Source organism: Marinobacter salexigens (assembly GCF_002806945.1).
GTDB classification, from domain to species: domain Bacteria; phylum Pseudomonadota; class Gammaproteobacteria; order Pseudomonadales; family Oleiphilaceae; genus Marinobacter; species Marinobacter salexigens.
On sequence record NZ_NIHC01000010.1, the window covers coordinates 72638 to 95069 of the forward strand.

The window sequence follows — 22432 nt, forward strand, 5'->3', positions numbered from 1 at the left end:
GATGTCCTGTCGGGCAACCTTTAAATATAGGGTGCGTGCTCTAAACCGGGTTGCTACCTTGTAAGTCAGGCAGACCAGAAAAAATCTGGCTATTTATCCGGAAAAGGAAAGGCCATGAAAAAGCCAACCGAACTGAAACCTGCACCCCGTATCGGCCTCGCGCTCGGCGGTGGCGGTCCTTTGGGCGGTATCTACGAGATTGGTGCACTCCGGGCGCTGGATGAAGCCCTGGACGGGTTGGATTTCAACAATCTTGATGTTTACGTGGGCGTTAATTCCGGCTCCTTTGTAGCGGCCAATTTGGCGAACCAGTTGACGACAGCCCAACTGTGCCGGATTTTTGTGCGCAATGAAGCCGAAGTACACCCCTTTCACCCGGATGTATTCTTTCGGCCTGCGCTGAAGGAAATGGCAGGCCGGTTGCTGGCGGTGCCCGGGCTGTTCACCATTGCTGTTCAGCGTTTTGTTACTAACCCCTACGATCAGAGCCTGCTGGAAGCCCTTACCATAATGGCCCAGGCTGCCCCCGCAGGGCTTTTTGATAACGAAGGGTTGCACGATTACCTGAAGCGGGCCTTTTCCATGCTCGGGCGTTCTAACGACTTTCGGCAACTGAAGCGCAGCCTCTATATTGTTGCGGCGGATGTGGAAAGCAGCGATGCCGTGTGCTTTGGTGCTCCCGGTTTTGATCATGTGCCCATATCCAAGGCGGTACAGGCGAGCACAGCGTCGCCGGGATTGTATGTGCCGGTGGACATTGATGGGCGTTATTACGTGGATGGCACACTGCGTAAAGGTCTGCACGCTTCCGTAGCCTTTGAAGATGGAGCTGATCTGGTTTTTGCGGTGAACCCACAGGTTCCAATCGACGCAAGTGCGGCAGTCCGTGCAGGCTCTATGGCACCCGGGGAATTGACCCGCTCGGGCATGCCAAATTTGCTGTCGCAGATGTACCGCACAATGGTTTACTCCCGCATGCAGTCAGGCATTGCGCACTACGCAACGGACTACCCGGACAAGGATATACTGCTGTTTGAACCCACCCGGGACGACGCCAAGTTGTTTTTCTCCAACGTGTTCAGCTTCCAGTCACGGAGAATGGTGTGTGAGCACGCCTATCAGATGACGCGCCGCGATTTGCGGAACCGGGCAGATGAGCTGGAACCAAAGTTGGCGGCTTACGGCATCAAACTGCGCCGGGACCGTCTGGAAGATGAGCAGCGTACTATCAGCACCAGCCTTTATGGTGAAATGCTGCCATTGTATGTGGCCAAAAGCAGGAAGAAAAAAGCTGCCGGGAAGGGCAAGCTGGCGGCAGGGTTGGGAAGCGTCAGCCATTTGTTTGCAAAGGCAGAATAAAGTTTCGGGCCTGGCGCGCAAAGCACGCCTGGCCCGATGGAGTTGCCGGATCAGAGGATATAGCGGCTCAAATCCTCGTCTTCAGACAACTCTCCAAGTTTTTCACTCACGTAATCTGCAGATACTTCAAACGCCTCGGTTACGCCATCACCTGCATCAAATGACAGGCTTTCCAGAAGTCGCTCCAATACCGTATGCAGGCGCCGCGCACCTATGTTCTCGGTGGTCTCATTCACCTTCCAGGCAATCTCTGCAATTCGGGCAATGGCATCTTCACTGAACGTAAGCTTAACCCCCTCAGTTGCCATCAGCGCTTCGTACTGCTGAACCAGCGACGCATCCGGTTCGGTGAGAATGCGCTTGAAATCATCCGGGCTGAGAGCCTGCAGCTCAACACGGATTGGCAGGCGCCCCTGTAATTCCGGAATCAGGTCCGATGGCTTCGACAGGTGGAAGGCGCCAGATGCAATAAACAGGATGTGGTCTGTGCGCACCGAGCCGTATTTGGTGCTCACCGTGCTGCCTTCAATCATCGGCAGAAGGTCTCGCTGAACCCCTTCACGGGATACATCCGATGAGGTGTTTTCCGAACGCTTGGCCACCTTGTCGATTTCATCCAGAAACACGATGCCGTTCTGCTCCACCGCGAGAATGGCTTTGTGTTTGATGGATTCCTCATTAACCAGCTTGGCTGCTTCTTCCTCCTTTACCCGTTTCAGGGCATCTGCCACTTTCATCTTCCGGGGCTTGGCTTTGTCTGATGCCATGTTGGAGAACATGCTCTGCAGCTGGTTGGTCATCTCCTCCATGCCGGGAGGTGCCATGATCTCAACGCCGGCAGACGAGTTGCGCAGATTGATCTCGATTTCCTTATCGTCCAGCTCACCTTCCCGAAGCTTTTTCCGGAACATCTGGCGGGTAGACGAGTCCCCGGAAGAGGTTTGACTGTCTTCACCAAAGCTTCTGGGAGGCGGGATCAGAGCATCCAGAATGCGCTCTTCTGCCGCATCCAGCGCCCGCTCTTCATGGCGCTTCATCTCCTGAACCCGCAGCATTTTAACGGCCATATCCGCCAAGTCACGGATAATGGATTCCACATCGCGCCCAACATAGCCCACCTCGGTAAATTTGGTGGCTTCTACTTTCAGAAAGGGCGCATCGGCCAGTTTCGCCAGGCGACGGGCAATTTCTGTTTTGCCTACGCCGGTCGGGCCAATCATCAGGATGTTCTTGGGCGTAACTTCATCGCGAAGGCTGCTGTCCAGCTGCATCCGGCGCCAGCGGTTTCTCAGGGCAATCGCCACGGCGCGCTTGGCCTCTTGCTGACCCACGATGTGTTTATTGAGCTCGTGAACAATCTCACGGGGAGTCATTGCAGACATGGTTACTCCGGATCAGTCGTTTTGGAGGGTGCTTTTTGGGAAAGCAATTCGATGGTGCGATTATGGTTCGTGTAGATGCAGATATCTGCCGCTATATTCAAACCTCTCTCAACAATGTCATGGGCAGACAGCTCGGTATTTTCAAGCAGAGCACGGGCACTGGCTTGCGCGAAGGGCCCGCCTGAGCCAATCGCAATCAACCCCTCTTCGGGCTCGATTACATCGCCGTTGCCGGTAATAATCAACGAGGCGGTTTTGTCCGCCACCGCCAGCAGGGCTTCCAGTCGTCGCAAGGCTCTATCGGTGCGCCAGTCTTTGGCCAGTTCAACCGCGGCTCTTGTCAGGTTGCCGTTGTGTTTCTCAAGCTGGGCCTCGAACCGTTCAAAAAGAGTAAAGGCATCTGCAGTACCGCCTGCAAAACCAGCGATTACTTGGCCGTTGTAGAGACGGCGCACCTTGCGGGCATTGCCCTTCATTACGGTATTTCCCAGAGAAACCTGGCCGTCGCCACCCATGGCAACTTCGTCATCGCGTCTGACGGAAAGAATGGTAGTCATTAGGGCTCCAATTGCCTGATAAAAATCGGTATTGGGCTGTTATGGAGGCAGGTTGGTAGAATTCAAGTAGTTTGGAGTAGGAGTCTACAGGGTGCGGCTTTTCAAAACACGCTGTGAATACCTCCCTGTAAGCTCGGCTCCGCCATCCATGGCTCTGCACGGTTTTGAAAAGCCGCACCCTGCAGCCTCTCGCAACTATCAGCTGGCCTCAATTCTAACCCTGCTTGGGAACCTTCCGAATAAGCGGCTGGATATTAATGGTAACAAGTTTATCGATAGCCGAGTTCATCTGGCTGCGGCTGTTGAACGGGCCAACATTCACCCGGTACCAGACAGAGCCGCTATCAAGTTCAATGCGCTGAACGCCAGCTCTGAGCCCCTGGAAAGCAATTTGCGCTCGCTGGCGTTCGGCGTCTTCCTTGCTGCGGAATGAGCCAGACTGCACGAGATAGTCAAAATCCTGCTTGGTGGGGCCCGGCGTATATTCTTCCACCTTTGGCGGAATAACCTCCGATTCCGGCAGCATCTCGTAAAACCGGAACCCGGGCTTTTTCTCTTCCTGCTTCGCGGTTTTCCCCGCCGGAGCCTTTACTGGTTTTTCAACAACCGGTGGCTGTTGTGGCCCGCTGCTCGGGGGTACTGAGTTCAGGTAAACAATAAACCCGATAAAGCCGCCAACCGTGGCCAAAGACAGAATCCACTTCAAGGACAAACCGCCTCGCTGGGAACGCGCAGGCGCTGCCGGCTTTGCGCGTTTCTTTTGCGCGCGAGCGGGCTTGGCAGGTTTTTTTCTGGCACTGGCTGCCGGTGCGCCTGAGCGGTTTTTACGAGCATAGTCTCGGGACATTGTTGTTACTTACATCTCTTCCGGTGCGCTGACACCCAGCAGGTCGAGCCCATTGGCAATCACCTGGCGCACGGCCAGGTAAAGGCTGATGCGGGCGTCACGCAGTGCTGTGTCTTCAATCAGCACTTTGTGGGCGTTGTAATACGTGTGGAATTGGCCCGCCAACTCCCTCAGATAATGCGTGAGGGTGTGTGGTTCGCGCTGGTTAGCTGCGTTGGCAATCAGTTCCGGGTACTTTGCCAGCTGGTTTGCCAGTTCTTTTTCCTCATCCAGAACCAGCAAAGACAGGTCGCCCAGGCACTCATTGAGGCCGCGCTCAACCCCTTCAGCAGCCAGTTTCCGCAGCACGCTGCAAATGCGTGCGTGGGCATACTGAATGTAATACACCGGGTTTTCATTGGTCTGGGAGCGGGCCAGGTCGATATCAAAGGTCAACTGGGAATCAACCCGCCGTGCTGCAAGGAAAAACCGCGTCGCATCCCGGCCCACCTCGTCAATCAGATCGCGAATGGTAACGTAGCTGCCAGCGCGTTTTGATATTTTCACTTCTTGCCCAGAGCGGGTCACCATGACCATCTGGTGCAGAACATAATCCGGCCAGCCCTGTGGGATGCCTGCATCCAACGCCTGTAGCCCGGCACGAACTCTGGTAATCGTAGAGTGGTGGTCGGCGCCCTGTTCATTGATCACGGTGGTGAAGCCGCGCTGCCACTTGTCCAGATGGTAGGCCACATCCGGCAGAAAATAGGTGTAACCGCCGTCTTTTTTCCGCATGACCCGGTCTTTGTCGTCACCAAACTCTGTGGTTTTAAGCCACATGGCGCCGCCGTCTTCATAGGTGTAGCCGTTTTCCTGCAGGCGTTCTACGGTAGCGGCTACTTTGCCGTCCTCGTACAGGGACGATTCCAGAAAGTACACGTCAAACTCGACACCAAAGGCTTTCAAGTCAAGATCCTGCTCCCGGCGCAGGTACGCCACCGCAAATTCCTGAATGGCGGCCTGGTCGTCCGGGTCCGCACTGGCGGTCACTTCCCGGTCGTCTGCGGTAACCGTGTCACCGGCCAGGTAGGCGTTTGCGACATCAGTAATGTAGTCGCCGCGATAGCCATCTTCCGGCCAGTTTTCGTCTTCCGGAGTTAGCCCCTTAACGCGTGCCTGTACCGAGAGAGCAAGGTTGTTGATCTGCGCTCCCGCATCGTTGTAGTAAAACTCGCGGGTAACCGCATAGCCATTAGCCTCCAGCAGGCGGCACAGGCAGTCACCTATAGCGGCGCCCCGGCCGTGCCCCACGTGCAGCGGGCCTGTTGGGTTGGCGGATACAAATTCCACCTGAACTTTTTCACCCTGGCCGCTGTTGTTGCGGCCAAACTGGCCGGCTTCATCCAGGATTGTATTCACAATCTCAAACGCACTGGCGGCGCTCATGAAAAAGTTGATAAAACCGGGGCCGGCAATCTCCACCTTTTCCACGGCACTGCTTTCTGGCAGCTTCTCGATCAGCATCTCAGCCAGCTTGCGAGGCGCGCACCCTGCTGTTTTAGCGGCAACCAGGGCAATGTTGCAGGCGTAGTCACCGTGGGATTTATCTTTGGTGTTGCCTACTTGTGGCGTATAGGTCTGATCGGCTGGCAGCGTGCCTTCAGATTGAAGGGCAGCCAGTGCGGACTGGAGCAGGTCGGAAACGGTCTCTTTCATGCTGTGAGATGGCTCAGGTTGAAAAAATGAGGAGGCGGTAAGCAAAAAAGCCCACCAAAAATTCGATGGGCGCTATTATCGCGGAAAGTGGATTTGTAAGCAAAAGCCCGGCGCAGGGGCCGGGCTTTTGCAAAACTGCTATTTTATAGCCTTCCACTACAGGCTGATAAGGTCTTCAACGACGGTCTCGCCAGGAGTGGTGACGGTAACAGTCAGGCGAGCCGGTACTGCGCTGTCAGTTTGTTCAGCGAATACACATGCCACATACTTTGATTCATCAATGGGGAGTGAGCCGCCTCGAACTGTTTTAGTGGTTTCTGCAGATAGAATTTCGCCGTCTTTAATCGCAAACGCGACTTCAGTTCCCGTCGGAGGGTGAATTCTACCTCCTGAGCGATCTGCTACCGACACAGATGCACAATATTCGCCTGCTCTAGTGCCAACAGTAAGGTCAACTGAGGGATCTTTCGAGCTAGAAACAAAGAGCTCCCCGGTTTGCGATATTGTTCCTACTCCACCGGCAGTTAGTTCTCCAATTGTGGTGGCGGTGATTTCAGGCTTGGTTAGCCAAAGTGACTGGCTTCTCCAAACGACTGTACATGCACCATCTTGATTTAGCTGGCACTCCGGGGTGATAGATCCGCCCGTTGTTGTGAAGTTGATAGTAGTGTTTCCGCGAACATTTTGACCATTTTTGTCGGTAGCAAACACCGTAAAGTCAACTGTAGTGCCTGCTGTGAACTGGGCGTCAGGAATGAAATTGCTGGCGGCTAAGGTAAGCCCGTTTTCTATGGGAATAGTCGAGTTAATTGCAATTGGTGGTGATTGGGTTTCACTTAAGCCACCATCGACGGTCTCTATTCCGGCAATTACTCTAATAACCGTCGAGTCCGAGCCGGCAATGACAAGGGTAGAAATCTCCCCGTTAGCATCTGATGTAGCCTCAGGTGGATCAATAGTAACGGGTATAGTTGGTGATGCTGTATCGCCAGAAATGCTGAAACTGACCTCGACGCCGGGCACGGGATCACCAGCTTGATCGACAACCCGGAACCCTACTTCGGACTCTGATGGACGGCTAGATGATCCTGAGCCAGCAGGGGCAATAGACGTGTATTGGGGCGCTTTCGAAATGATTCTGTCTGCGTCTGCGCTTTCAATGTTCAGGACGACGCTTGCAGAAGCTTGAGTGCCGTCGATGAAAGCGGTAATTGTATCTGTTGGGGTGCATCCGTTAGCTGTGTAGGTTGTTTCAGCGATCCCCGAACCCGTTACAACTGGAGAATCAATGCTTGCTGTCTCGTTGGTGATGCAGCCGGAGCGAAAGCTTACATCGACATCCCGATCTGTAATTAACTTGTTGCTGTTTAACGCGTCCACAATAGAAACTTGTAGTGTTGCTGTTCCTCTTGGCGCTAAGTTGGTGATGTTGGTTTTGATTTGTCCTTCGATGAACGAGGAGTCTTGCCCCGAGCCTAGCGTGATTACTTGTTCTTGCTCTGCGCCAGGCTCACTTTCATCTCCGGACTCTCCTCCGGTTTGCTCCCCGATCGGGACTATAGGGGTTGAGTTTTCATCCCCTCCGCAGGCCGCCAAAAACACAGCCAGCGACAACGCCGACGCACGCGCAAGAAATTTCCCTGACATCATTTATCTCCAGTTTCCGTTACAGCAAAAGCCTCTAAATGCCTGTTTCCTGCTCGATCATCGCAAGCTAAAGTGCATTTACAGATTTGGTTGTTAGTTTGCTGAAAAGCATAGCATAGGTTTTAGCCACACAATGCTGATTAGTATTCATTTCTGCAATTGTTTGTAACACGGATCACGCTTCACCAAGGGTGCGGCTTAGCCCGTTTCCTGCGGATCCACATCAATCATCCACTTCGCGCCTTTTGAGAACCTTTTTTGTTCGAGCATTTGGCAAATGCCTGTCAACAACTTGTTGAGGCGTCGCCGGTTGTCGGTATTGAGAACAAGCTGTGCCCGGTGTCTGTCGGCTCGCCGTGCGATGAGGGCCGGGAGTGGGCCCCAAACCTCGATACCGGGGGCGGTTGCGAGGGGCTTTATGCTGTCAAGGATTTGCAGGCTTTGTTTCATGGTGTCTGCTTCCGCCCGAAAGATAGCCATGGCACGGAAAGGCGGAAACTTGCCAGCTTCGCGCTCTTCCAGAAGTTGATCTGCCATGTCCAGATAGCGACCATTGCAGAGGGTTTTCAGGAGGGGGTGGTCGCTGTGGCAGGTTTGCACAACCACCTTGCCGGCCTTGCTTCCGCGCCCGGCTCGTCCACTTACCTGGAGTAATGTCTGGATCAATTGCTCCGGTGCCCGGAAGTCGACGCTGAAAAGCCCTCCGTCGGCATTGATGACGATGACCAGAGTCACGTTCGGGAAGTCGTGCCCCTTTGCCAGCATCTGGGTTCCGACAAGGATGCAGGGTTTTCCGGTATTCACTTGTTCCAGAATCGTCTGAATGCTGCCTTTGCGCTGGGTGCTGTCGCGATCCACCCGAACAATGGGGGTGTCGGGGAAGTTGGATGCGAGAATGTCTTCAGTTTGCTCAGTGCCCTGGCCCACGGGTTTGAAGGCGTCGCTTTTGCATTTAGGGCAGGTATCGGTTGCTGCCCTCTGGAAGTCGCAGTGGTGGCAGCGCATGGCCCGATCCCGGCGGTGGTAGGTAAGGCGGGTGTCGCAGCGGGGGCATTCCACCATGTGGCCGCAATCGAAGCACATCATCACGGGGGCAAAGCCGCGGCGGTTTACGAACACCAGGGCCTGGTTGCCGCTGTCCAGGGTCTGCCTGAGTGCTTGCAGGGCAGGGCGGGAAAGCCCGCCCTCAAGTGGGCGGCTGCGAATGTCCAGCAGGCTGATCGAGGGCGGCAGCGCCTCGCCTGCGCGTTCTTCCAGTTTTATAAGCCGGTACTTGCCCGCGAGTGCGTTGTGATAGGACTCAAGCGAAGGCGTGGCGGAGCCCAGGATAACCGGGCAGTTGTTCAGGTGTGCCCGGTATACCGCCACATCTCGTCCGGAATAACGAAAGCCTTCACCCTGTTTGTACGAGCTGTCGTGTTCTTCATCAACGATCAGTACTTTCAGAGCGGTGAAAGGCAGGAGCACAGCTGACCGGGTGCCGATGAGGATAACCGGGTCGCCGTTACGGATTCTTAGCCAGGCATTCAAGCGCTCGCTGTCGTTCAGCGCCGAGTGCCACGCCAGAATGCGTTCGCCAAAATAACGCTTGAAGCGGGCAACGGTTTGGGGGGTAAGATTGATTTCCGGAACCAGCACCAGCGCCTGTTCCGAGGAAGAGAGATGCTCTTTGAGGTAGTGCAGGTAAATTTCGGTTTTGCCGCTGCCGGTTATGCCATATAGAAGGGAAGCGCTGAAGCCGTCCTCTGTGGCTGGGATTTGGGAGGCCGCTTCGAGCTGTGCGGAGGATAACACGGGAGCCGGCACTGAGGCGTAATGCTCCGTGCCATCAATGCGAGCGCTTCCAGGTTCTGCGGCTCGGATCAGTTCCTTGTCAAGCAGGGCTTTTAGCTGTGGGCGGGTGAAACCGGCACGGGTAACGTCGCTGCTTTTTACGCCTTGTTCATGCTGGGCAATCCAGTCGAGCAGGTTTTTTTGCTTGTGGGCGTTGGCTGGCAGTGCGGCGCTGCTGCCGCAGGCTTGCCACCAGTCGTCGCTTTTTTCCAGCGCCGGTCGGCCCCGCCTTAATGCGGGCGGCAGGGCGGTAAACAAGCACTCCCCCAGCGGATGTTGGTAATAATCACTGGCCCAGCTCAGTAACTGAAAGGTTTCAGTCGGCAGAGCTGGCCAGTTTTCCAGCGTGCTGTGCACAGGCTTTAGGGTAAGGCCTTCCGGTGGCTCAATATCCGTTTCCACCACCAGGCCGATAGCCTGCTGTCGCCCAAAGGGAATCTTTACACGCTGGCCGGGCTGCAGGGGAATGCCTTCCGGCACCCGATAATCAAAGAGCCTTCTTAGCGGCCGATTCAGCGCAATGCGGGCTGTTGAGGGCACCGGGTGATCCTTTAATGATTTGTGCGTATGAGGCAGGGTTCATGCGCCTGCAAGGCTTGCCTGCCAGGATAATTGCAAGTAAGATTCGCGGTCTGTTTGCGGCAGGGCATGATTGTGCCCCGTCTTTCCAATTGATTCAAACATGCGGTGCCTGGCACAAGGGTTGTAGCGAACGCCCCGTGATCAGGTAGCGGCATGACCCACAGAGGTTCGCCATGAAAGAAGGTATTCACCCCAAGTACGATGACATCACTGCCACTTGTTCCTGCGGAAGCGTGATGAAAACTCGTTCCACTATCGGCCACGATCTACAGTTGGATGTGTGCTCCCAGTGCCACCCATTTTACACTGGTAAGCAGAAAGTTATGGATACCGGTGGCCGTATCGACAAATTCCAGAAGCGTTTTGGCGGTCGTATTGCCGGCGGCAAGAAGGACTGATTTTGTCGCAGAGTTAAAAAGCGCCGAAAGGCGCTTTTTTTGTGGGAGATCAAAAATAGTCATTCAAGTTTATGATTATACGCAATAAGCCCTATTGACTGATCATTAATTGTTCGAATGGCTCTTGTCGTTTCGGGGCGGGCGCGCCATAATGGCGCGCTCCTTCAGGTAGGCACTTGCCGCCTGGAGGCTTATTACCTTTAAACGTGACAAACGGAACAGTGGCAATGTCTCAAGATCTGAAAGAAGCAGCCCTTGAATATCACGCCAAGCCGCGGCCTGGAAAGATTAGTGTAGAAATCTCCAAGCCGACAGCGACCGCCCGCGACCTTGCTTTGGCGTACAGCCCAGGCGTTGCCGAGCCGGTCCGCGAGATCGCAAAGGATCCGGAGAACGCATACAAGTACACTGCCAAGGGTAACCTTGTTGCAGTTATCTCCGACGGTACCGCGATTCTTGGTCTGGGTAACCTGGGTCCTCTGGCAAGCAAGCCGGTAATGGAAGGTAAAGGCGTACTGTTCAAGCGCTTTGCCGGAGTTGACGTATTCGATATCGAGGTCAATTCTGAAAGCCCTCAGGCGTTCATTGAAACTGTTGAGCGTATTGCTGACACCTTTGGCGGTATTAACCTTGAAGATATCAAGGCGCCGGAGTGTTTCGAAATCGAGCGCGAGCTGATTGAGCGATGCAACGTGCCCATCTTCCACGATGACCAGCACGGCACAGCAATTGTTACAGCGGCCGGAATGATCAACGCTCTGGAACTTCAGGGCAAAAAAATTGAAGAAGCGAAGGTGGTGTGCCTGGGAGCCGGCGCTGCTGCAATCGCTTGCATGAAGCTATTGATCAGCTGTGGCGTCAGCTCTGATAATATTTTCATGCTCGACCGCAAGGGTGTGATCCACTCTGGTCGTGATGACCTTAACCAGTATAAGGCGATGTTCGCTAACGACACAGATAAGCGAACGTTGGACGAAGCAATTGACGGGGCTGACGTATTTCTGGGTCTGTCTGGTCCGGATCTGCTGAGTGCCGACCAGCTCAAGAAAATGGCCCCCAACCCGGTTGTGTTTGCTTGCTCTAACCCGGATCCGGAAATCGATCCTGAAATAGCTCACTCTGTGCGTGATGACCTGATCATGGCGACTGGCCGTTCAGACTATCCCAACCAGGTTAATAACGTGCTTGGCTTCCCGTTCATCTTCCGTGGTGCGCTCGACGTTCGTGCGACCAGCATCAACGAAGAGATGAAAGTGGCCGCAGTCAATGCTATCCGTGAGCTGGCTAAAGAGCCGGTTCCGCAGGAGATCTGCCAGGCCTACGGTGCTGACAGCTTTGAGTTTGGTAAAGAGTATATTATTCCCAAGCCCATGGATGTTCGCCTGCTGGAAGTTGTGCCAGCTGCTGTTGCTCGCGCAGCAGTGGACTCTGGTGTTGCCCGTAATGGGTACCCGGCACACTATCCACTGAAGAGCATGGATGACATCATCTGATTGATGGGGTTGTTCGCTCACAAAAAAACCGGCGGTATTTTACCGCCGGTTTTTTTATGGATGCCTGTTTAGTGGCACTGCCCGGATCAGAAGATCTGGCGCGAGAGGTCGTCACCATTGCCGCTGGTGCCCCCGGGGCGTTCATTTTCTTCGGTCAGCGGGGCTGGTGAGTCCTCTTCTTTGAAGATTTCAAAAATGCCATCTTCGCCTGGCCTTGCCCGTTTTCCGGTTGCCGGGTTTATTCTGATATTAACAATACCGTTGGGGCGGGGCATGAAGGACGAGGGTGTGCCCTGCAGTGCTACTTTCATGTAGTCGATCCAGATGGGCAGGGCCGTGCTTGCACCAAATTCTCTGCGACCCAATGGTGCCGGCTGGTCAAAACCCACCCATACCGTGGTGGCAAGGCTGTGGTTGAAACCAGCAAACCAGGTGTCCCGCTGCTCATTGGTTGTGCCTGTTTTTCCGCCGATGTCATCCCGTCCAAGCGCTAATGCCCGGCGTCCTGTTCCGCGCCTGACCACATCCCGTAGCATCGAGTGCAGAATATAAACCGAGCGTTCGTCTGCCAGTCGGCGCATCACCCGGGTTTCGGGTGCGACGTCTTGGGTCAGAGCCGGGGTGTCGTCTGCGGATGCGCTTTCGTTAGCGGCCGTGCTCTCGCCGTCGAGGCTGTCACAATCCTGGTCGCAGAGAATGACGTCGGGTGCCCGATATATTTCCTCACCGTTCACATCGGTGATGCTCTGAATAAGGAATGGCTCGACGTCGTAACCGCCATTGGCAATAACGGCGAGCCCTCTGGCCAGTTCCATGGGGGAAAGCTGGCCGCTGCCAAGAGAGAGTGACAGGTCCCGGGGCATGTTTTCGGTGGGCACCTTGAGCTGATCAAGGTAGTCCAGCATATTGGCAATGCCGAGATCTCTCAGGAGCCGGATGGATACAAGGTTGCGTGAGCGGGTGAGCGCTTGGCGAAGCGGTGTGGGACCGTAAAACTGGCCTGAGGAATTCTGTGGCCGCCAAGCGGTTTCGAGTTCCGAGTCGTCAAATACAATGGGTGCATCGTTGTATATCGTGGCGGGTGTTTTGCCGCTTTCAAGAGCGCTCAGATACAGGAAGGGCTTGAAAGTGGAGCCTGGCTGGCGTTTTGCCTGCATGGCGCGGTTGTATTTACTCTGGCCAAAGCTGTAGCCGCCTGCAAGTGCTTGTATGGCGCCGGTTTTTGCTGCAAGGGAGATTAGTGCACCCTCGGCTTTTGGCGGCTGCATGAGTGAAACCTTGACTGGCTGAGCTATCTCGGAGGCGGGAGTCTCGGGGAGTTCGCCGGGCTCAGTTGGCGTGGCCACTTTTGGCAGTTCGTCGATCCGCACGTAAACAACATCGCCCACGCTGACAACATCCGAGGGCTTTTCTGGTTTGGGGCCAGTCAGGTTTACTGTTCTGTAGCGCCGGGCCCACTGCATGGATTCCAATGGCATGACGGCCGGGCCGAACTGGCGAACGTGGGCGCTGGCTTCGCCTTTGTCATCGTTTACGCTCGTGATAACGGCTGGCATCAAGGACTCTATTCTCGGATAGTTCAGCATCACGCTGTTAAGGTCATTGTTAGCCAGGGTTTTGGCGTCAAGTTTGCCTATGGCTCCGCGGAACCCATGCCTGCGATCATAGGCTTCAAGCCCTTTTCTCAGTGCGTCGGTTGCTGTCTGCTGCTCTTTACTGTCTACGGTGAGTGTCACTGAGTAGCCATCGGTGTACGCTTCTTCGCCAAAGCGTTCCACCATCTCCGCTCGGGCCATTTCAGCTACATAGTCCGCATCTACTTCCGTTTCTGTGGCGTTGTATGTGGCGGTAACCGGCGCCTGAATGGCCAGTTCGTAGCCATCCGGGCCGATATATCCAAGATCCTTCATTCGCCCCAAAATCCAGTCTCTGCGTTGCAGAGCCCGCTCGGGGTTGGCAAGAGGGTTGTAGGCAGAGGGCGCTTTGGGCAGGCCGGCCAGCATGGCCATTTGGGCCAGGGAGAGTTCGCTGACAGGCTTGTTGTAATAGACGCGAGCCGCAGCGGCAATGCCGTAAGCCCGGTTGCCCAGATAGATCTTGTTCAGGTACAGCTCAAAAATCCGGTTTTTGTCCAGTTCACGCTCTATTTGAAGAGCCAGAAGTATCTCGTTGAACTTGCGAATAAACGTCCGATCACGTGACAAAAAGTAATTTTTTGCAACCTGCATTGTGATGGTGCTGCCGCCAGATTGGATTGAGCCGGTGGAGACCAGTTCGATCGCAGCCCGCGCCAGCCCTTTGATGTCGACCCCGAAGTGCTCGTAAAATCGCGAGTCTTCCGCGGCCATAAAGGCTTGTAACTGGATTGTTGGGATCTGTTCGATTGTGATCGGTGCCCTTCTCTTTTCACCGAATTCTGCTATTAATCTGTGGTCTTTGCTGTATACCCGTAACGGCGTCTGGAGTTTTATATCCAGAAGTTGTTCGACTGGGGGAAGGCCAGGGCGAAGGTAGAGATAGAAGCCTGAGCCTAAGATTACGGCGACACTCAGTCCGGTGAGAAATAACCATACAAAAAGGCGAGATGTACGCAACAAATGGGACATTTTTTTCTGACAACTGTTGGATATAGGTCTATCATTTGAGAAATTGCTTTAGGAAGGATGAGTCGCTTCACCGTTGCAATTGTCCCCAACTGAACAAGTTCGGATAGTGTAAACGGAATAATGAAGAAATTCTCTTAAATAAAAAACACATAACACATGTAACCGGGTGCAACTAACCAGGTATAGGGTGAGCGCGTGTTCGGATTGTTCGGAAAGAAATCCAGTGCAGTATTAGGCGTCGATGTGAGCTCCAGCTCCGTCAAGCTTCTGGAGCTGTCGAAGCAGGGCGACCGGTATAAAGTCGAGAGCTACGCCGTTGAGCCACTGCCGGCTAACGCTGTCGTTGAAAAAAATATAACGGATGTAGAGGCGGTTGGAGAGGTGCTCAAGCGGGTGGCCTCCAAATCCCGTACCAGTGTCAAGCAAGTGGCGGTTGCGGTTTCCGGTTCTGCGGTCATCACCAAGGTGATCCAGATGGACGGCGGCTTGAACGAGTTTGAAATGGAAGACCAGATCGCCCTGGAGGCCGATCAGTACATTCCTTATCCCCTGGATGAAGTCTCGATCGATTTCGAAGTTCAGGGCCCTTCGGAAGCGAACCCGGATCAGGTCGATGTTCTGCTGGCAGCCTGCCGCAAAGAGAACGTGGATATTCGGGAGGATGCGCTTGAGATCGCATCGCTCAACACCAAAATTGTGGATGTTGAGGCCTACGCGCTGGAGCGTGCTTACGGATTGATTGAGTCCCAGCTCGACTCCCAGGGAGAAGAACTGGTGGTCGCAATTGTCGATATTGGCGCTACCATGACGACCCTGAGCGTTCTGGCTGAAGGTAAAACGGTTTACACGCGAGAGCAGATCTTTGGTGGCAAACAGCTCACCGAAGAAATTCAACGTCGTTACGGACTTTCTGTTGAAGAGGCCGGGCTAGCCAAGAAGCAGGGTGGGCTGCCTGATGACTACGAGTCCGAAGTGCTGACACCTTTTCGTGAAGCGGTGGTTCAGCAGGTTGCTCGTGCACTCCAGTTCTTCTTCGGTGCCAGTCAGTACAATGCGGTGGACTACGTGGTGCTTGCCGGCGGTACTGCTTCTATTCAGGGGCTGACGGAAATGGTGGAAGAGAAAACAGGTACGCCGACGCTGGTCGCTAATCCCTTTGCGGAAATGGCCGTTGGTTCGCGGGTTAACGCATCTGCTTTGAGTAACGATGCTCCGTCGCTGATGATTGCTTGTGGCCTGGCAATGAGGAGCTTCGACTAATGGCAAGAATTAACCTCAGGCCCTGGCGCGAGGAGCTCCGGGCAGAGAAGCAAAAGCAGTTTGTTGTGATGGTTTTGGGCGCCGCTATTATTGCCGCCGGGCTGACATTCCTGTGGAGCTCGGATCTTGACAGCGGTATTGCATATCAGCAGTCGCGGAACGCTTACATCGAGTCCGCTACCAAAAAGCTTGATGAGCAAATTCGTGAAATTGATAGCCTCAAGCGCAAGCGTGACGAGCTTCTGGCTCGCATGAAGGTTATTCAGGATTTGCAGGGTAAGCGTCCTGTCATCGTTCGTGCCTTTGATGAGCTGGTTCGCACTTTGCCAGATGGCCTTTTCTACACCGATCTGAAGAAGTCGGGTGAGCAGGTGAGCATAGTGGGTATGGCCGAATCCAACAGCCGCGTGTCAACGCTGATGCGTCAGTTTGATGAATCCGACTGGTTCACCAGCCCCAATCTGTCCAACGTATCTTCAGCGGATGGGCAGCGTGCGGGCTACAGTGAGTTCACTATGACTGTAAAACAGCAAACACCTGAGCCCGAAGGGGAGGATAAGTAATGAGCCTCGCGGACTCTCTGAAAAGCCTCAACGAATTCGATATTAACGATCTTGATATCAATAATGCCGGCATCTGGCCTGCACCGGTCAAAGCGATTGTCGTTCTGATTATATTCGGCCTGATTATGGGGGGCGGGTATTGGTTCTTTGTAAAAGATCAATATGTGCAACTCGACAGGGTCGAGAAAACTGAGCAGGACTTGCGCAAAAAGTATGAAGAGAAAGCTTATCAGGTAGCCAACCTGGAGGTTTTCAAGGCACAGATGGTCGAAATGGAAGAAACCTTTGGCGCTCTTGTTCGGCAGTTGCCTAGCGAGACGGAAGTGCCGGGTCTTCTCGAGGATATTACCAACACCGCTCTGGGTAGCGGCCTTGCGCTTCAGGAAGTAAAGCTCCAGCCCGAGCAGAAGCGCGACTTCTATTCCGAGTTGCCGATCAACATACGTGTTTCAGGCTCCTATCATGAGCTGGCATCGTTTGTAAGCAGTGTCGCAAGCCTGCCACGGATTGTAACCCTGCACGATTTAACCATTAAACCAACTGGCGGAGACGGCGAGCGACTTGATATGCAGGTTGTTGCGCGCACTTACCGCTACCGGGCTGGAGAATAAGCATGGCAGCAAAGCATGCGGGAAAAGCCTGGCTGGGTGTTTGTCTGGTATCACTTTTGACGGCCTGCTCCCAGGGCAGCGGTTTTTCTGATCTGGACAAGTTCATGGCAGACACCCGAGCCAAGCCCAGGGGGCACGTGGAGCCATTACCTGAGTTTAGCGCTTACGAGGCTTCAGTTACTCGGCAGCAGACAGGCGGGCTCCGTTTGAGCCACCGCTGGATGTTCAGCTGACTATGGTTGATGAAAAACCAATCAGTGATGTTGAGCCCAATCTGGATCGTCCTAAAGAGGTGCTTGAGAATTTTGATCTCAAGGATCTTGGCATGGTGGGTACGCTTCAGGGTGTGACTGGGAACCTGTTTGCACTGATCCGCGATAATGCGGGCGGTATTCACAGGGTTCGTGCCGGGAATTACATGGGGCAGAACTACGGCCGGATCATCGGCGTTGGTGAAACCCGTATAGAACTTATCGAAATCGTTCCCAATGGCCGGGGTGGCTGGGTAGAGCGTCCTCGCTCTCTGACCCTGGACGAAGACGCAGGCTAAGGAGCGACTTGATGAAAACTGAAAGAAAAATGCATGTACAAAAAAGTTCGGGGTCGAGGCTAGCGATGTTCAGAAAACTCAATGTATACGTCAGCGTGATTGCTTTTGGGTTGTTATCCGGCCTGGCCAGTGCGGTCACGCTGGAAGACGTGTCGTTTTCATCGCTACCGGGAGAGCGCCTGGAAGTGACACTGAAATTTGATGGTCAGCCGCCCGAGCCGTCGGGTTACACCATTGAGCGTCCGGCCCGCATCGCCGTGGATTTGCGGGACACTACCAGTGGGCTCAACACCCGGAGTATCCCACTCGGGTCGGGCAACGCCCAGAGCATGACAGTGGTAGAGACAAAGGATCGCACTCGCCTGATCTTTAATCTGGTGGAGCTTGCGCCATACGAGACCGTCAGAAACGACAACTCGCTGGTAATGACGATTGGTGGCGAGACTGGTGCCGGTGCGAGTGTTGCCAGCTCAACCGGAACAGCGGCCGCGTCTGCACCCGCCTCCGCGCCAAACAGCTTGGCCGGCGTTGATTTCCGTCGTGGTAAAAATGGCGAGGGTCGTGTCATTGTTGATCTGGGAAGCGCCAGCGCGCCGGTAGACCTGTCTGAGCTGGGTGGCAAAATCCGCCTCACCATGGACGGGATTTCCGTGCCAGCTGATCTGCGTCGTCGCCTGGATGTAACCGACTTTGCAACACCGGTAAGCCGCATTGACACTTTCGTGGAAGACGGTAATGCGGTGGTGGAAATCCGCCCTGAAGGCAATTATGACTATATTGCTTACCAGTCGGGTAGCCAGTTTACGGTCTCCGTTGAAAAGCTGACTGAAGAAGAAGCTGAAACCCGCCGTGAGCAGAAGTTCCCGTACTCCGGAGAAAAGCTCTCCCTGAACTTCCAGGATATTGAAGTTCGATCAGTGCTTCAGTTGATAGCGGATTTCACCGGCTTGAACCTGGTTGCCAGTGACACGGTAGGTGGCAGCATCACTCTGCGCCTGCAGAACGTTCCCTGGGATCAGGCGCTTGATCTTATCCTGAAAACCAAGGGGCTGGATAAGCGCCAGATCGGCAACGTGTTGCTGGTGGCGCCGGCCGATGAAATTGCAGCACGTGAGAAGCTTGAGCTTGAGACTACCAGGCAGATTGCAGAACTCGCACCGGTTCGTCTGGACATTGTCCAGATTAACTATGCCAAGGCTGCTGATATCGTTGCTCTGATCAAAGAAGATCAGGAACTGATCTCAAGCAGAGGCTTCGTGTCTTCTGATGCGCGCACTAATACCATCAGTGTTCGTGAAACAACGGAGAAACTGGAGGAGATTCGTCGGCTCATTTCGACATGGGATGTGGCAGTCCGCCAAGTTTCCATCGAAGCGCGTATTGTGCGGGCTCAGAATAATGTTTCTGAAAGCCTCGGTGTGCGCTGGGGTGGAGCGGCCTACAATGTGAGTGGCGATAACGTGGTGTCTGTTGGCGGCTCTTTGGGGACAGTCGGGGAAGCCAGGGATCTTGCAAGTGGTGGTACCGGTGGCATTACCTTCCCGGGTGCTCTGGCGGTTGATCTGGGTGTTAGCGGCGAAGGCGCCTCGTCGTTTGCCATCGGCTTTGGCAGCGATGACTTCCTGGTTGATCTCGAACTCTCTGCGCTGGAGAGCGATGGCAAGGCAGAGATTGTGTCTCAGCCTCGTGTGGTAACCGCCGATCGCCAAACAGCCTCCATCAAGTCCGGTCAGGAAATTCCTTATCAGGAAGCTTCCAGCAGTGGTGCGACCTCAACCGAGTTTAAAGAAGCCGTGCTGTCGCTTGAGGTGACTCCACAGATCACACCTGACGACAAAATCATTATGGACCTTGCGGTAAACCAGGATTCCCGTGGTGAGGACACTGACGCCGGTCCCGCAATCAATACCAACTCTGTGACCACGCAGGTACTGGTTGCAAACGGTGAAACCGTTGTGTTGGGCGGTATTTTCGAGTCCACCAACACGGAGACCACAACCAAGACGCCGTTCCTGGGTGATATTCCCTATCTTGGGCGGCTGTTCAAGCGGACTCAAACAACCGAGCTTCGCAGTGAACTCCTGATCTTCATTACACCGAAGATCATCAAGAACGATCTGATTCAGTAATCGGAGTCAGAGAAAAAGCCGCCGCGATAAAACCGGCGGCTTTTTTGTGTCTGCAGATCTGTGGTGCTCATGCTGAAGCTTATGGAATCCTCAGCCCTGTGATATTCTCACCCGCCTGAACATTATTGAGCGGAAGTTATGTCTTTGCCCAAACGCATAGTCTTGGTTGGCCCCATGGGTGCAGGTAAAAGTACCATTGGCCGCATGCTTGCCCGGGAATTAGGGTACAGGTTTCTTGATACTGACCGAATCATTGAGGAGCGTTGTGGGGCAAATATCCCATGGATCTTCGATGTTGAGGGCGAAGACGGGTTCCGACAGCGAGAAACGGCAATGTTGGAAGAGTTGTCCACTGAGTTTGAGACTGTGTTGGCGACCGGTGGCGGGGCTGTTATGCGCGCTGAAAACCACCCGCTTCTTAAAAAGCACTCGACGGTTATCTACCTGAGAACATCCGTAGAGCAGCAGGTGGAGCGAACACGCAAAGACAGGAACCGGCCATTGCTTCAAAACGACGACCCGGAAGGGGTTTTGCGTAGGCTGTTTGCTGTCCGGGATCCTCTATACACCGAACTTGCTGACATCATTATGCATACAGATCGCAAGAGCCCCCGGCTTGTAGTGCGCCAACTTGTTAATCGCATAAACCCGAAAACGCCGCGACATCAGAGGCAGATGCGAAAGGAGGGCCGTAACCATGTATAACGTGCTTCACAAACTTGGAGTAGAGTTGGGGGAGCGCAGCTACCCTATTGTGATCGGTGAAGGCATGCTGGGTGAGTATGATCTTTCCGGTTATGTTGGCGGCTCTCAGGTCATGATTGTAACCAACGATGTGGTTGCACCCATGTATCTGGAAAAGGCCAAGGCCTGCTTTCCCGGCAAGGCTATCGATACAGTCGTGCTTCCGGATGGCGAAAAGCACAAAGACTGGCAGACACTGAATCTTATCTTTGATGCTCTTCTGGAGAACAAACACACCCGAAAAACCACACTGGTGGCGTTAGGTGGTGGTGTTGTTGGTGATATGACGGGTTTTGCAGCAGCCTCCTATCAGCGTGGCGTTCCGTTTATACAGATCCCTACCACGTTGTTATCCCAGGTTGATTCTTCTGTGGGTGGCAAAACCGGCATTAATCACCCCCTCGGGAAAAACATGGTTGGCGCCTTTCATCAGCCAGAGGCCGTATTGATTGACGCAGATACACTGCAGAGCTTGCCCCCGAGGGAAGTGTCGGCGGGGCTGGCTGAGGTTATTAAATATGGGCTGATCCGGGATACAGCTTTTCTGGACTGGCTGGAGCAGGAAATGGATCAGCTGGTAGCCTGTGACAGCAAAACTCTTGCAGAAGCCATATTCCGCTCCTGTTTGTGCAAGGCAGAGGTGGTGGCTCAGGATGAGCGGGAAAGCGGGGTACGGGCTACACTGAACCTAGGTCACACGTTTGGCCATGCCATTGAAACCTTTGCCGGTTATGGTAACTGGCTCCATGGCGAAGCGGTCGGTACGGGGATGATTATGGCTGCCGATCTGTCAGCCCGGGAAGGGACCATAAGCCTGGCTGATTATGATCACGTTGTGCGTATTATTCGCAAGGCCAGCCTGCCTGAGTTGCCTCCGGCACAAATGACCCCTGCAGACTTTATGAGCCTGATGGCCGTTGACAAGAAGAATGTTGACGGCAGGTTGAGGCTTGTCCTGCTCAGAGCCCTGGGTGAAGCGGTGGTTACATCCGATGCATCGACGGAAAATCTCAAGGCGACGCTAAGCGCATTCTGCCATCAGCAAGGCTGATCCGGGTCAGTAACATTGAGTAGCAGGGATCTTTTGTGACAGACGACAGCTTTAACAGCCTGGAAGGCGGCGGCTTATTCCCTCGGTTACAGCAGCGATATGGTCTGAGAGATAACCCTCTGGAAATGGAAAGCCCGTTCTTCCCGGATGGCATGCGCCACCACGCCCTCGAATCACTGCGGCATCTATGTGGCTTTGGCGATATGGCGCTGTTACTCACCGGCGCGCCCGGATCGGGGAAAAGCCGGCTGCTGGCAGAATTAGTGCGCAGCGAATCATCACGGCTTGGCTTTCATCGCCTTTCTGCCGCAGCCATGACCAGTTCCAATGCCCTGGCAAGGGACCTTCGGCAGGTTACCCGTTCCGGAGCTAATGCGGATGACAATCCGCGCGAAGTTGTGTATCGCTTTTTCCGCTGGACTGAAAGCAAAGCTGGCAAAGGCCAGCGCATGGTCTTGCTGATAGATGATGCTGATCGGGCGCCTCCAGAGGTTCTGGGGTTAATCCTCGATGGTTTTCTGGCGGCCGATCGCTCCAAGGCAGCTGTTCCGGTTTTTGCCGGTGAAGATCGGCTGGTGGCGCTTCTCGGGATTGGTGATGCCTCTGCGTCTGTGCATCAGGTACATTTGCGACCACTTACCAGGGAAGAGGTGTTTTCTTACCTTGAGCCGCGAGTTCATAAGGCGGGTGGGAAAGTAAATGAGCTCCTGAGCCCTGCTCGTCTCAAGCGAATACACGATCTCAGCCAAGGCAGTTTTTCGCGGTTGAAAAGGGTGACACCAGGTATTTGGCTGGATATTGTTTCTGAAGCCTCAAAACAAAAACAAGCCCGCCGTATTGATTTCAGGCAGTTGCGCCTACCTGTGCTGGCGCTGTTAATTCTGGCGGCCTCTTGGTGGTTCGTGTCCCGGCAGTATGAAGAAACCGTGGCTCTGGAAGGCGAAGCGGTTCCTGAGCCTGAGCGGGTGCGCAGAAGCATAACCATAGGCCCCGAAACGCCGGAGGAAATAGCGCCCGTGGAAGCGCCTCCGCTATTGACAGAGCCAGAGGCAACGGCGGACCCTATTCCTGAGCCTGAGCCTGAGCCTGAGCCTGAGCCTGAGCCTGAGCCTGAGCCTGAGCCTG

General features: G+C 54.3%; 17 protein-coding genes and 1 pseudogene. 11 read left to right on the top strand and 7 right to left on the bottom strand.

From position 1 onward, the window contains the following. Nucleotides 1-114: 114 nt before the first annotated feature. Nucleotides 115-1359: a patatin-like phospholipase family protein gene (locus CDH47_RS16390; RefSeq protein WP_100641273.1), complete on the top strand. Its 1245-nt coding sequence runs from the start codon at nt 115-117 to the stop codon at nt 1357-1359. Between the two features lie 50 nt (nt 1360-1409). Here the strand turns inward: CDH47_RS16390 and hslU are convergent, their stop codons facing one another. The 6 genes from hslU to CDH47_RS16420 form a co-directional block, all read right to left on the bottom strand. Continuing rightward, nucleotides 1410-2741, bottom strand: coding sequence for an ATP-dependent protease ATPase subunit HslU (gene hslU, locus CDH47_RS16395; protein WP_100641275.1), 1332 nt, complete (start codon nt 2739-2741; stop codon nt 1410-1412). 2 nt (nt 2742-2743) lie between these two features. Next, complete coding sequence (gene hslV / locus CDH47_RS16400) at nt 2744-3298, bottom strand: ATP-dependent protease subunit HslV (protein ID WP_100641278.1); 555 nt, start codon at nt 3296-3298, stop codon at nt 2744-2746. 214 nt (nt 3299-3512) lie between these two features. After that, on the bottom strand, nt 3513-4145 hold the full coding sequence (locus CDH47_RS16405) for an SPOR domain-containing protein (protein WP_100641280.1): 633 nt from the start codon (nt 4143-4145) through the stop codon (nt 3513-3515). A 9-nt stretch (nt 4146-4154) separates the two neighbouring features. Beyond that, entirely contained in the window at nt 4155-5840 is a 1686-nt protein-coding gene (argS, locus tag CDH47_RS16410) for an arginine--tRNA ligase (RefSeq protein WP_100641282.1), read from the bottom strand. A gap of 156 nt (nt 5841-5996) precedes the next feature. Continuing rightward, nucleotides 5997-7490, bottom strand: coding sequence for a hypothetical protein (locus tag CDH47_RS16415; protein ID WP_153045491.1), 1494 nt, complete (start codon nt 7488-7490; stop codon nt 5997-5999). A gap of 195 nt (nt 7491-7685) precedes the next feature. Then, nucleotides 7686-9860: a primosomal protein N' gene (locus CDH47_RS16420; protein WP_100641286.1), complete on the bottom strand. Its 2175-nt coding sequence runs from the start codon at nt 9858-9860 to the stop codon at nt 7686-7688. 215 nt (nt 9861-10075) lie between these two features. On the opposite strand from CDH47_RS16420, the gene rpmE reads away from it, so the two are divergent. Together rpmE and CDH47_RS16430 are read left to right on the top strand one after the other, a co-directional pair. Continuing rightward, nucleotides 10076-10300 carry a 50S ribosomal protein L31 gene (gene rpmE, locus CDH47_RS16425; RefSeq protein WP_100641288.1) on the top strand — a complete coding sequence of 75 codons (225 nt, stop codon included), beginning with the start codon at nt 10076-10078 and terminating at the stop codon, nt 10298-10300. A 227-nt stretch (nt 10301-10527) separates the two neighbouring features. Next, entirely contained in the window at nt 10528-11793 is a 1266-nt protein-coding gene (locus CDH47_RS16430; protein WP_100641290.1) for a malic enzyme-like NAD(P)-binding protein, read from the top strand. A gap of 86 nt (nt 11794-11879) precedes the next feature. Here CDH47_RS16430 and CDH47_RS16435 read toward each other — a convergent pair whose 3' ends face one another. After that, on the bottom strand, nt 11880-14399 hold the full coding sequence (locus tag CDH47_RS16435) for a penicillin-binding protein 1A (protein WP_100641292.1): 2520 nt from the start codon (nt 14397-14399) through the stop codon (nt 11880-11882). A 195-nt stretch (nt 14400-14594) separates the two neighbouring features. Between CDH47_RS16435 and CDH47_RS16440 the strand changes: the two genes are divergently transcribed. The 8 genes and pseudogenes from CDH47_RS16440 to CDH47_RS16475 all read left to right on the top strand — a co-directional run. After that, nucleotides 14595-15659, top strand: coding sequence for a pilus assembly protein PilM (locus CDH47_RS16440; protein ID WP_100641294.1), 1065 nt, complete (start codon nt 14595-14597; stop codon nt 15657-15659). Further along, entirely contained in the window at nt 15659-16222 is a 564-nt protein-coding gene (locus tag CDH47_RS16445; protein WP_100641295.1) for a PilN domain-containing protein, read from the top strand. The genes CDH47_RS16440 and CDH47_RS16445 overlap by 1 nt, the downstream gene beginning before the upstream one ends. Further along, entirely contained in the window at nt 16222-16833 is a 612-nt protein-coding gene (locus tag CDH47_RS16450; RefSeq protein ID WP_100641296.1) for a type IV pilus inner membrane component PilO, read from the top strand. The genes CDH47_RS16445 and CDH47_RS16450 overlap by 1 nt, the downstream gene beginning before the upstream one ends. Nucleotides 16834-16835: 2 nt before the next feature. Next, a pseudogene (locus CDH47_RS16455) lies at nt 16836-17383 on the top strand (pilus assembly protein PilP). 65 nt (nt 17384-17448) lie between these two features. Continuing rightward, on the top strand, nt 17449-19512 hold the full coding sequence (locus CDH47_RS16460; protein WP_193601670.1) for a type IV pilus secretin PilQ: 2064 nt from the start codon (nt 17449-17451) through the stop codon (nt 19510-19512). Nucleotides 19513-19650: 138 nt separating this feature from the next. Next, nucleotides 19651-20217 (top strand): shikimate kinase AroK, encoded by a 567-nt coding sequence (gene aroK, locus CDH47_RS16465; RefSeq protein WP_100641297.1) that lies wholly within the window; start codon nt 19651-19653, stop codon nt 20215-20217. Beyond that, on the top strand, nt 20210-21307 hold the full coding sequence (gene aroB, locus CDH47_RS16470) for a 3-dehydroquinate synthase (RefSeq protein ID WP_100641298.1): 1098 nt from the start codon (nt 20210-20212) through the stop codon (nt 21305-21307). The genes aroK and aroB overlap by 8 nt, the downstream gene beginning before the upstream one ends. Nucleotides 21308-21342: 35 nt before the next feature. Beyond that, nucleotides 21343-22432 (top strand): AAA family ATPase (locus CDH47_RS16475; protein WP_100641299.1); only part of this gene is annotated, 1090 nt, incomplete at its 3' end.

Excerpts from the sequence above, each read along its gene's own strand:
- CDH47_RS16390 (WP_100641273.1), top strand. The coding sequence starts at position 115 with ATGAAAAAGCCAACCGAACTGAAACCTGCACCCCGTATCGGCCTCGCG.
- hslU (WP_100641275.1), bottom strand. The coding sequence starts at position 2,741 with ATGTCTGCAATGACTCCCCGTGAGATTGTTCACGAGCTCAATAAACAC.
- hslV (WP_100641278.1), bottom strand. The coding sequence starts at position 3,298 with ATGACTACCATTCTTTCCGTCAGACGCGATGACGAAGTTGCCATGGGT.
- CDH47_RS16405 (WP_100641280.1), bottom strand. The coding sequence starts at position 4,145 with ATGTCCCGAGACTATGCTCGTAAAAACCGCTCAGGCGCACCGGCAGCC.
- argS (WP_100641282.1), bottom strand. The coding sequence starts at position 5,840 with ATGAAAGAGACCGTTTCCGACCTGCTCCAGTCCGCACTGGCTGCCCTT.
- CDH47_RS16415 (WP_153045491.1), bottom strand. The coding sequence starts at position 7,490 with ATGATGTCAGGGAAATTTCTTGCGCGTGCGTCGGCGTTGTCGCTGGCT.
- rpmE (WP_100641288.1), top strand. The coding sequence starts at position 10,076 with ATGAAAGAAGGTATTCACCCCAAGTACGATGACATCACTGCCACTTGT.
- CDH47_RS16430 (WP_100641290.1), top strand. The coding sequence starts at position 10,528 with ATGTCTCAAGATCTGAAAGAAGCAGCCCTTGAATATCACGCCAAGCCG.
- CDH47_RS16435 (WP_100641292.1), bottom strand. The coding sequence starts at position 14,399 with ATGTCCCATTTGTTGCGTACATCTCGCCTTTTTGTATGGTTATTTCTC.
- CDH47_RS16445 (WP_100641295.1), top strand. The coding sequence starts at position 15,659 with ATGGCAAGAATTAACCTCAGGCCCTGGCGCGAGGAGCTCCGGGCAGAG.
- CDH47_RS16450 (WP_100641296.1), top strand. The coding sequence starts at position 16,222 with ATGAGCCTCGCGGACTCTCTGAAAAGCCTCAACGAATTCGATATTAAC.
- CDH47_RS16460 (WP_193601670.1), top strand. The coding sequence starts at position 17,449 with ATGTTCAGAAAACTCAATGTATACGTCAGCGTGATTGCTTTTGGGTTG.
- aroK (WP_100641297.1), top strand. The coding sequence starts at position 19,651 with ATGTCTTTGCCCAAACGCATAGTCTTGGTTGGCCCCATGGGTGCAGGT.
- aroB (WP_100641298.1), top strand. The coding sequence starts at position 20,210 with ATGTATAACGTGCTTCACAAACTTGGAGTAGAGTTGGGGGAGCGCAGC.